This window comes from Kaarinaea lacus (assembly GCF_975902315.1).
The window spans coordinates 1-10,394 of sequence record NZ_CDLKIE010000195.1 but is presented as its reverse complement, the minus strand read 5'-3'; the positions used below and the strand labels follow the sequence as shown (position 1 = coordinate 10,394).

The window sequence follows — 10,394 nt, the reverse complement described above, 5'->3', positions numbered from 1 at the left end:
TTTTTCTGGCATGGTGCGCTTATTCTTGGTTGTTGTATAGAAATGACCGGTGCCCGCAGAAGATACTAATCTGATTTTATCTCGCATAACTGATTCCTCTTTATATCCTGTCTTTAAATCACCAGTGTATCTTTCTACACTTTTTCGCCACGGGTGCGAATATCCGATAACACCTGATCGATACCTACTTTATCAATAATGCGCATGCCTTTTGCGGAAACACGCAAGCTAACCCAGCGATTTTCACTTTCAACCCAAAAACGATGTTTGTGCAAGTTGGGCAGGAAGCGACGCCTGGTCTTATTATTTGCGTGAGAAACATTATTGCCGGTAGCCGGTTTTTTACCCGTTACCTGACACATTCTAGCCATGATTCGTCTCCAAATTCTAAAAATTGATTGTGCGTCTAAACGCGCGAACTGCGCTTTATACCAAACTTCGAAGGCAGAGTCCAATAGCGCTAATCGAGTGAAAATATCTTATTTCAATATATTTAAATAAAACAGCAAGTTAAGTGTGCCCGACTTATCAGGGGGGTGAAGTCGCCAGCTATGAGGGAATCCGTTTATAATCGCCAGCTGCGGTGGATAACAACCATATAAGGAGTCAATCTATGCGACCCAGCGGCCGAGCCCCTGATCAATTGCGCGAAATTCGTCTGACACGAGGTTACACAAAACATGCCGAGGGATCGGTACTGGTGGAATTCGGGGATACCAAGGTTATTTGCACCGCCAGCGTTGAGGATCGAATACCCCGTTGGCTCAAAGGTGCAGGCAAAGGCTGGGTGACCGCCGAATATGGGATGTTGCCGCGTTCCACGGGCGATCGGATGGGCCGAGAAGCCGCCAAAGGCAAACAGGGCGGTAGAACAATGGAAATTCAAAGACTTATAGCCCGCTCACTGCGTGCCGTAGTGGACCTGGAAGCACTGGGGGAACAAATGATCACCGTGGATTGTGATGTGATCCAGGCTGACGGTGGTACCCGTACTGCCTCCATCACCGGATCTTACGTGGCCCTGGTGGATGCTGTGAATCATCTCATTGAGAAAAAAGCCATCACCAAGAATCCCATTTACGGCCAGGTTGCGTCAGTATCCGTGGGCATCTATCAAGGAACACCCATACTGGATCTTGATTACGCTGAGGATTCCAATGCCGAAACGGATATGAACGTGGTCATGAATGATGGCGGCGCCTTTATCGAAGTGCAGGGTACGGCGGAGGGCCATGCCTTTAGCCCGGATGAACTGAATGCCATGTTAGATCTCGCACGGCACGGTATTGAAACCTTGACGGCGAAACAACGTGAAGCCCTGGCGGATAACTAGACTGCTTGACGATGACTAAACCGCATGTATCACGCTTTGTGCTTGCCAGTGGTAACAAGGGCAAGCTGCGTGAAATCAACCAACTGCTGTCGGGGTTGCACATCGAAGCCATGCCGCAAACCGAATTCAATGTGCCGGACGTGGAAGAAACCGGCTTGACCTTTGTGGAAAATGCCATCATTAAGGCGCGAAATGCCGCCCAACATTCCGGCTTACCGGCGCTGGCTGATGATTCAGGGATTGAAGTGGATGCTTTAAATGGCGAGCCGGGTATTTACTCAGCACGTTATGCAGGGAAAGGCGCTTCTGATGAGGACAACCTGCGTAAGTTGCTTGCTGCATTGAAAGAGGTACCCGAGGCGGAGCGAACTGCGCGCTTTCAATGCGTCATGGTGTACATGGCGCATGCCAAAGATCCAACGCCATTGATCTGCCAGGGTACCTGGGAGGGAAGGATCTTATTCCAACCGCGTGGGGATAATGGCTTTGGATATGACCCGGTATTTTTTGTACCAACGCATAACTGTTCTGCGGCTGAGCTGGCGTCAGATATCAAAAATCAACGGAGTCATCGTGGCCAGGCCTTGAAAAAGTTCCTGGCGCTGTTTCAGTCAGAAATGGCCGAGGTAACACCTGGTTAGAAATTGGGTGCTTTAACTAAATATACCCATTTGAAACAAAAACAATCCTATCGCACTGCTAATCGCCGCGAAAAAGATCACCAGTACCACCACGGCTAACACCGGTTTGTAACTCATGTGTGGATAACCTGGATGGATTTATTGCAGGATGGACAATATGTCCATTTGGGGAGCGTATCCTTAGCATCCAGTTTGATGTCGATGGACAGCGAGCATACCGGACAGGTGCCATCTGCATGATCGGTTGCCTGGGTTGTTCGTGCGGCACTGTAGGCCAGATAAATACCCAACAGGGCAAAACCGGGTACTAGCGCAAAATGAGCGATTGGGATAAATAGCGAGATGCCTGCAGCTAACCAGCTAAGCCCCAGGAATTTCAGCGCGCGTGTCACGCGATCACCTTGATCATACAACGTAATGTGTAAGTTTCCTTCGGTGAGATTTTCACCGTCATTGCTACGAAACTTAACCGCTTGAGTCTGTGAACTTGGCATTGATTCTGGTCACCGCTGGTTTATTATCGTAATAGATGATCGCTGCTCTGGATTTTATCGAGATTCTGACATTTTCACCCAGCATAGATCAAGCATTACGCTGCTTTAATAAAAAGAAGTAACAACTCGGAATCAATTTTGAGGGTAATATGAAACGCGCAATAAAAATTTTGGGAATTATCGCAATGATTCCCGTGCTACTGTTTGTGGTTGCTGCGCTAGTACTCGTCACCGTGGACCTTAATGAATATCGGGAGCCCATTGCCAGGGGTATTAGTGAAGCTACGGGCCGTGAGCTGACCCTGGCGGGTGATCTGGAAAAGTCATTTTTCCCCTGGCTAGGTGTAAAAGTCAGTGGAGTTGAATTAAGTAACGCGTCAGGGTTTAAAGAAAAAACTTTTGCGCGTTTACAAAACGCAGAAGTCAGAATCGATACCTTGTCCCTGTTACGCATGCAACCAGCAATCGATAAGGTGATCGTGCATGGCTTACAGATAAACTTGGCGCGTAATGCCGAGGGTAAAACCAACTGGGATGATCTGGCAAAGTCAGGGCAAGCGCAACCAGAGGTTGAACCAGAACAATCTGTTGAGACAACTACAGAACCAGGCACATCAAAACCCTCCGAAACGCTTAAAGACATTAATATAGGCGGTATTGAACTGCGTGACGCCCAATTAAAGTGGGATGATCAGCAAGGTAATGCTTTTTATGAGGTGCAAGACCTGGATTTAACCGTCAGTGAAATTGCGCTGGGTACACCAGTGGCAGTGGAGTTAATAGCGAGCATAAAAAGTAGTGCGCCTGCCATTTTGGCAAATGTCACGGTGAACAGTGATTCAGTTCAATGGGATCTGGATCAGCAACATTTTAAGCTGAAATTATTGCAAGTCGGTGTCAAGGCGCAAGGCGAAGCATTACCCGGCGGAAAAACGGATTTCAACTTTCAATCACCCGTTGAACTTCATTTGCAAAATCAAACGCTATCGTTATCGGCTATTGTTGTTCAGCTGCTCGGTATAACGATCGATGGTAAGTTAAATGCCGAACAAATCATTTCTACCCCAAAATTTAATGGCAATATGGCTATAGCCTCATTGAATCCCCGGCAAATCTTTAAAACCCTGGGTATCGATGCGCCGCAAACAGCAGATCCCAGTGTGTTGCAAAAAGCCAGCGTGAGCGTTGGTCTGAATGGCGATAGCAATCATCTGGACATCAAGCCCCTGAAGCTATTGTTAGATGATACAAACGTGGGTGGTGTGCTTGGCGTGAAAGACTTCGCGAATCCTGTTGTTCGCTTCCAGCTGGATGTAGATGCTATAGATGTTGATCGTTATCTACCGCCTGCCGGTAAAACACCATCAACAAAATCCGCGCCCAGCGATCAAGCGCCAACGTCAACGCCGAGTAACGAGGACATTCCTTTGCCGCTGGAGCCCTTGCGCGCGTTAAAGATGAATGGTCAGCTTAAAGCAGGTCAATTGACGGCTTCGAAAATCGTGACCAGCGATCTGTTGGTTGCCGTCGATGCCAAAAATGGACTGGTTCATTTAAAACCTGTGTCGGGTAAAGTGTCGGGTGGTAGTTTTAACAGTGATATCAAACTGGATGCGCGGGGTGAACAACTGAAAGTAGCCGTAAAAGAAACGGTGAGCAACGTGCAGGTAGGACCATTGCTGAAGGCGCTTATTGACAATGATCTGTTATCCGGTGCCGTAAAACTGAACGCTGACATTCAGTCACAGGGTAAAACGACAGGGCAACTAATGGAAGCTTTACAGGGGGCGCTGGATTTCCAGTTTAACAACGGCGCGATAAAAGGCTTTAACCTTGCGGAATATGGACGGCAAGGCAAAGCGCTTATAAAAGGGCAATCCTATACGCCTTCCGATGTGCCACGACAAACAGATTTTACCGAGCTAACGGGTAAAGCCAAAATTATCAATGGTGTTGTCGATAACACTAACCTTGATGGAAAGTCACCTGTCTTTCGTCTGAAAGGTAATGGCAAAGTGGATCTCGTGAAGCAAAACATCGATTATTTGCTGACAGGTTACATTGTGGGCACCAGCAAGGGGCAAGGCGGGGCTGATCTTAGCGAATTAAAAGGGTTGCCTATCCCCGTGCGTATCAAGGGAACTTACACAAAACTGGATTATGATTTTGATGAAAGGGCTTTCCGAAAGGCGTTTACGGACAAATACAAAAAACAACTGAAAGATAAGCAGCAGGAACTTAAGCAGAAAATCAAAGAAGGTGACCTGGAAGAACTCAAAAAAGAGGCGGATAAATTAAAAGAGAAACTCAAGGATGATGATTTGAAACAAAAGCTTGATCAGTTTAAAAAACTATTCTGAATCATGACCACGCCAATCGATTTTAGTCAGCGCGTAATCGCCTGGTATGAACAGTATGGTCGGAAACATTTACCCTGGCAGCAGCAACGGACGCCTTATCGAGTTTGGATATCAGAAATTATGTTGCAACAGACCCAGGTTGCCACCGTTATTCCTTACTACGAACGATTCATGGAACGATTCCCCGATATACTCAGCCTGGCCAACGCGGATGTTGATGAAGTTATGCATTATTGGTCCGGTCTGGGTTACTATGCCCGTGCTCGCAACCTGCATAAAGCGGCACAAACCATTCGTGATGTGTACCAGGGGCAATTTCCAGAAACCATTGACCAGGTACAGGCGTTATCAGGTATAGGTCGTTCAACAGCAGGTGCCATTTTGTCATTAGCATGCAATCAGCGTCATGCCATTCTGGATGGAAACGTAAAGCGGGTATTAGCGCGCTACTTTTTAATTGAAGGCTGGCCTGGCACCACGAAAACAGCCAATGCGCTGTGGGACAAAGCCGAGCTAACAACCCCTGCAAAAGATGTTGCCAGGTTCAATCAGGCGATGATGGATATTGGCAGCGGAATATGTACGCGCACAAAACCCCGCTGTATGTTATGTCCGGTCAGTGAAGGGTGTCAGGCCTATGGCAGTCAGTGTCAGGAAGAGTTTCCCCACCGCAAGCCCAAAAAAACGATGCCGGTACGCAAGACACGAATGATTCTGCTACGCAATGCTCGACAGGAAATTTTGTTACAGCGCCGACCACCCAGCGGAATCTGGGGTGGTTTACTGGCTTTTCCGGAAATCCCGCCAGATCAATCTGTTAGCCACTGGTGTAAGTCTCAGTTCGGAATTGCGGCTTCGCAACAGGCGGTATGGCCTGAAACACGTCATACCTTCAGTCATTTTCACCTGGATATTACACCGGTTTTGGCAACAACGACCCATAATAAACCCAACAGGGTAATGGATCAGGAGCACTGGGTTTGGTATAAAGGAAGTGGTGCTATGCAAGGTGGAATGGCAGCACCAATAAAGCGCTTAATTGCAGAACTGGAAAAACAGATTCCGTAAAAGGAAGCACAACAAAATCGTAACAAGGTGAATTGATGACTCGCATGGTGCAGTGTGCCAAATTGGGGAAAGAAGCGGAAGGTATGGATCGTCCACCCTACCCAGGTGAATTGGGGCAGCGTATTTACGAGTCCATTTCGAAAGAAGCGTGGCAGCAATGGATGAGCCACCAAACCATTCTGATTAACGAAAATCGGTTGTCAGTGATTGATCCCAAGCATCGCGCATTTTTAGAAGAACAAATGCAAAAATTTCTATTTGAAGGCAGTGCGGATATGCCGGAAGCATTTGTACCACCAGGTAAGGAAACTTAAGTTGTATTAAAGTATTGAGGGAGTTGTATTTTGAAAGTTGTATATGAGTTTGTCGTTGCTGATCGTGCGGATAGTCAATTGCTCGCGCAGTCTCCCGTAGATCAACTATCCCTGCCCTATTTTCGTTGCTTTGGTCTGGATCCCGCTAACCTCGCGGCGCTGTATTTTTTAATCAATGAGCAGCCTTATAGTGAAACCTATCTGCAGCAGTTTTGTGTTTTACATCATGATGCAGAAACCTGTAACTCCTTAGTGGAAATGCCCAAGAGCCTGTGTGATTCGCTGGCTTCCTTGCCCAGCCAGCAACTAAGTCGTGTGCTTGAGGAGTGGCAGGAAAAGGAGGGGGTGTCACTTAGTCACTGGCATGACGAATTCAAACGCAACGTTTTGCAAAACCTGGTGGAACTAAGTAAAGAATGTCAGGATCGCCAGCAATCCCTGATGCTCAAAGTGCAAGTCGATCAACGTGATACAGCATCGCTGCATACTTTGCACTGATGCTGGGTTATTTGGAGCTGGTTTTTTCGTATTTCTTGAGCACAACCCCTTCTGAACCACAACAACTCGCGGCGCACTTTTTTGTATTAAAGAGCGTGTCGGGATCTCCCTGCAGGTAATGTTCTAACGGTAGGTTCTCTGTTGCGCAATCGCATCCTTTGTCTGCGTAAACATAGACGTTTTCCAGTCCAGCCTTTTTGGCGCTTTCATGGGCCTGCCATAACAATTCATTGGGCGTTGCCGGAATATCAGATAACTTGTAAGCCGGGAAAAACTTGGTGATATGCCAGGGACTATCTTTACCCAAATGATCGCGTATCCAGAGGGCAATACGCTCGAGTTCTTCAGGACTATCATTTTTCGTGGGGATTACGTTGGTGCGTACCTCGACATGTATACCCAACTGCTTAGCCTGTTCGATACAGGATAGAACCTGGTCCACATTGGCGACGGGGCACAGGTCTTTATAAAAATCATTAGACAGGCTTTTAATATCCGAGCACAGCACATCAACATAAGGTGCCATTTCAATTAAGGCTTCCTGCGTGACAAAACTGTTGGAAACATAGACCGTATAAAGCCCTTCCTGTTTGGCAATTTTGGAGACATCCAGCACATACTCTAACCACACCGCCGGTTCCGAATAAGTAAAGGCAATTCCTTCTACGCCAAATCGCTTTGCCGTATCGACAAGTTGCCTTGGTGTAACATAGGCAGAAGTACTTTCGCCACGTGCCAGGTCATCCAGGGCGGTGACACCCCAGGAAATATCCAGGTTGTGGCAACCCTTACAGCGAAAATTACATCCATAGCTTCCCACCGACATTACTTGCGAACCCGGCCGATAATGCCGCACCGGTTTATCGTCAATGGGGCCAATATCGATGGCGCTGATGATCCCGTAGGACAGGTTGTACAAGGTACCATTGCGGTTTACATGCGCCTGACAGAAACCGCGTTGACCATGGACGATCTTGCAGCGCCATAGGCATAAGTCACACTGGGTTGCGCCGTTATCCAGCTGTTTCTGCAGCCGGGTTTTAACCAGTTGATACGCGGGATATTGCTCGGAATTGCCAGATTCGTATTGCGACATGAAATGGACAGCCTCTTGATCGAAAATTGCCAATCGATAGTGGTGCTAGTGTTTTCGATCGGATTTAGACGGTTATTATACCTTTACCTGAATCAATGTTTAAACAAGCAGTTAGCAGGGGTATTCTCCGAAATTTCCTGGCGAGAGGCTTGACTCTTTACCGCTCAACCGCTTTAATACGCGTTCTTTTGTTCGTCGAATATTTCCTAAATGCCCAGGTAGCTCAGTCGGTAGAGCAGGGGACTGAAAATCCCCGTGTCGGCAGTTCGATTCTGTCCCTGGGCACCATCCAATTTTCATCACAATTCTAATACCGCTCCCCAATAGGTAATGCATGCCGGTATCCAGGAGGTACTATAATACGTAGCAGAGTGTCTATTAACGCCTGCTAATAATTATGTCGCTCGATGACCAAATATTAAAACAGTAAATCTTTATATCGAAAATAGCTAATTGTTGATATTCTGGGTCATTCAAACAATTACGGCATGTTGCAATCCAGTTCCCAATCCCTTCGCATCCCCAATGATGTTGTGTGTCATCCATTTTTGAAAAGTTAATCGGGGCATAAAAAATTACTAAATTAGTGCTTGAGTAATTTTGCAAAAAGTTCTAACGTGGGAACTAATGAGACGTTAATCGGTTCGAGCAGTGTGGTTGCTCTAACACTTTTATTGGGTTGGATAACCAAAAAAACGACGTAAATTCAATGGAATGTGAGCTGTGCTGCATGGATTGAGCATCCGATAAGTGAGACTTAACGTAAAACATAGTCCCACAGCATACCTATAATAACCACCTGTTCTTCCTAGCAATGTGACCCGCAGGTCCGGGTTTACAGATGTCTAATGGAGGATTTTCGATGTTACGAGCAATGAATGGCTGGCATTGGGCCTTGATGGCAGTTTTGCTGTTGTGCGCTCAGGAGATACTCGCAGCTGAAGAAGTTAAATTAGAATTTCCCGGTAGACCGCTCTACCCTGAAGTTTCGGTAATAGAACTGGATGATCTATACCGTCGACTGGATGAAGTCATTGTTGTCGATGTGCGATCGTCCTATGAATATGAAACCTTGCGTGTCAAAGGCGCAATTAATATCCCCTTATCATCCAAGACTTTTGTATCGCGCATGCGTCAGTTGCGATTGTCCGATCCTCGGCCGATTGTGGTGTATTGTAACGGCAAAACATGCATGAAGTCTTATAAAGCCGCAAGAAAGTGCGCGGTTAATAAAATAGATAATGTACATTCCTATGATTCGGGGGTTATGGATTGGGCGCGAACTTATCCCGAGCACGCTGAATTGCTGGGTAAGAGCCCGGTAGATCCAAAAAAGCTCATCAGTAAAAAAGAATTCAAAAAGCATTTATTAAGTCCCGATGCCTATGGCGATCAGGTTGCCAACAGTTCCGCTATTGTGCTGGATGTACGTGATCGTTTTCAGCGAGAAGCGCTTTCCATCTTTGTTGGTCGAGAGCGCAGGGCTTACCTGGATGATAAAAAGAAGCTGGATCGCTACATTGAAAAAGCCAAGCGGGAAGGTAAAACACTGCTGGTACATGATGCGGCCGGTAAGCAGGTGCGCTGGTTGCAGTATTATCTTAAAGACAAAGGGCTTAAATCCTATTATTTTATGGATGGCGGTGTCGCTGCCTACTATGACGAGCTCAAGGACGAATTTACCAAAAATTAACAGGTTAGACATATTCGGGCCTCATTCGCCAAAACGCGAATGAGGGCGGATCCAAAATACCTCCCAGCTATTTTTAAAAGTCCTCCAGGTATAAAATTCCCTTATTGGTCCTGCCAGAACTTTCTTTCTGTTTATCTATCTTATTGTTTTATGCAGCAAATATTATCCCTCTTCCGGTTAAAGATTTTGTTTGCCAGGCCGATTTCATTGATTGTGTTGCAACCCCATTGTTTGCACTAGCAAGGATTAACAGGAGCCACCAGCCCGCAACCGCTTCGGTTCGAACTACGGTGAAATCAAAATCCAATGGTAATTTTTACAATAGAAAGTGAGGACCGTATGAAACAGCGTCCAATACAACTGATCAGCGTGCTGTTGAGTATTGTAGTGTTGTTATTTACCCAACAAGTATTTGCAAAAGAAACCAAAACAGAATTTCCGGGTCGTGATTTGTACCCTGAAGTACCTTACATCGCACTGCAGGATTTTTATCAAAAGCTTAAACGCAAAGAAGTACTAGTCGTTGATGTGCGCTCTTCACTGGAATTTGATACTTTACGCGTAAAAGAGGCGATTAATATACCGTTGGCATCCAAAACCTTTGTCTCTGACATGCGCAAGCTGAGGCTATCTGACGATCGACCCATTATCGTTTACTGTAACGGGAAGACCTGTATGAAGTCTTACAAGGCAGCTCGAAAGTGTGGCATCGAAAAAATACAAGATGTTTTGGCCTACGATGCCGGCATAATGGACTTTGCAAAATCTTTCCCCAAGGATGCACTGCTGTTGGGTAAGACGCTGGAAAATCCAAAAAAACTTATAAGCAAGGATGATTTTAAAAAGCACCTTATTACACCGGATAAATTTGGCGACCGAATCGCCAATACGTCAGAT

General features: G+C 46.3%; 12 protein-coding genes and 1 tRNA gene. 9 read left to right on the top strand and 4 right to left on the bottom strand.

Going from position 1 to position 10,394, the window contains the following annotated elements:
* A partial coding sequence (gene rpmG / locus ACWVCM_RS05810; RefSeq protein WP_455200777.1) for a 50S ribosomal protein L33 occupies window positions 1-87 on the bottom strand: 87 nt, incomplete at its 3' end.
* A gap of 47 nt (window positions 88-134) precedes the next feature.
* Window positions 135-371 (bottom strand): 50S ribosomal protein L28, encoded by a 237-nt coding sequence (gene rpmB, locus ACWVCM_RS05805; RefSeq protein ID WP_455200776.1) that lies wholly within the window; start codon window positions 369-371, stop codon window positions 135-137.
* A gap of 242 nt (window positions 372-613) precedes the next feature.
* Here rpmB and rph point away from each other — a divergent pair, with 242 nt between their 5' ends.
* A complete protein-coding gene (gene rph / locus ACWVCM_RS05800) occupies window positions 614-1,333 on the top strand; it encodes a ribonuclease PH (RefSeq protein WP_455200775.1) in 720 nt (239 codons plus the stop codon).
* 11 nt (window positions 1,334-1,344) lie between these two features.
* Window positions 1,345-1,974 carry an RdgB/HAM1 family non-canonical purine NTP pyrophosphatase gene (gene rdgB, locus ACWVCM_RS05795; RefSeq protein ID WP_455200774.1) on the top strand — a complete coding sequence of 210 codons (630 nt, stop codon included), beginning with the start codon at window positions 1,345-1,347 and terminating at the stop codon, window positions 1,972-1,974.
* Window positions 1,975-2,087: 113 nt separating this feature from the next.
* Here rdgB and ACWVCM_RS05790 read toward each other — a convergent pair whose 3' ends face one another.
* Window positions 2,088-2,468 (bottom strand): hypothetical protein, encoded by a 381-nt coding sequence (locus ACWVCM_RS05790; protein ID WP_455200773.1) that lies wholly within the window; start codon window positions 2,466-2,468, stop codon window positions 2,088-2,090.
* Between the two features lie 149 nt (window positions 2,469-2,617).
* Between ACWVCM_RS05790 and ACWVCM_RS05785 the strand changes: the two genes are divergently transcribed.
* From ACWVCM_RS05785 to ACWVCM_RS05770, 4 genes are read left to right on the top strand one after another with little or no spacing between them, the layout of a single operon-like run.
* The gene (locus tag ACWVCM_RS05785; protein WP_455200772.1) at window positions 2,618-4,828 is read left to right on the top strand and encodes an AsmA family protein; all 2,211 of its coding nucleotides are present in this window, start codon (window positions 2,618-2,620) and stop codon (window positions 4,826-4,828) included.
* Window positions 4,829-4,831: 3 nt separating this feature from the next.
* Window positions 4,832-5,896 (top strand): A/G-specific adenine glycosylase, encoded by a 1,065-nt coding sequence (gene mutY, locus ACWVCM_RS05780; RefSeq protein WP_455200771.1) that lies wholly within the window; start codon window positions 4,832-4,834, stop codon window positions 5,894-5,896.
* A gap of 35 nt (window positions 5,897-5,931) precedes the next feature.
* Window positions 5,932-6,210, top strand: a complete 279-nt coding sequence (locus tag ACWVCM_RS05775) for an oxidative damage protection protein (RefSeq protein ID WP_455200770.1) — start codon at window positions 5,932-5,934, stop codon at window positions 6,208-6,210.
* A 30-nt stretch (window positions 6,211-6,240) separates the two neighbouring features.
* The gene (locus ACWVCM_RS05770; protein WP_455200769.1) at window positions 6,241-6,708 is read left to right on the top strand and encodes a hypothetical protein; all 468 of its coding nucleotides are present in this window, start codon (window positions 6,241-6,243) and stop codon (window positions 6,706-6,708) included.
* A 7-nt stretch (window positions 6,709-6,715) separates the two neighbouring features.
* On the opposite strand, the gene amrS is transcribed toward ACWVCM_RS05770, so the two are convergent.
* The gene (amrS, locus tag ACWVCM_RS05765) at window positions 6,716-7,804 is read right to left on the bottom strand and encodes an AmmeMemoRadiSam system radical SAM enzyme (protein WP_455200768.1); all 1,089 of its coding nucleotides are present in this window, start codon (window positions 7,802-7,804) and stop codon (window positions 6,716-6,718) included.
* Window positions 7,805-8,016: 212 nt separating this feature from the next.
* On the opposite strand from amrS, the gene ACWVCM_RS05760 reads away from it, so the two are divergent.
* The 3 genes from ACWVCM_RS05760 to ACWVCM_RS05750 all read left to right on the top strand — a co-directional run.
* A tRNA-Phe gene (locus tag ACWVCM_RS05760) sits at window positions 8,017-8,092 on the top strand.
* 574 nt (window positions 8,093-8,666) lie between these two features.
* Window positions 8,667-9,497 carry a rhodanese-like domain-containing protein gene (locus ACWVCM_RS05755; RefSeq protein ID WP_455200767.1) on the top strand — a complete coding sequence of 277 codons (831 nt, stop codon included), beginning with the start codon at window positions 8,667-8,669 and terminating at the stop codon, window positions 9,495-9,497.
* Window positions 9,498-9,836: 339 nt separating this feature from the next.
* Window positions 9,837-10,394, top strand: a 558-nt coding sequence (locus ACWVCM_RS05750; RefSeq protein WP_455200766.1) for a rhodanese-like domain-containing protein, incomplete at its 3' end; no start/stop codon positions are given.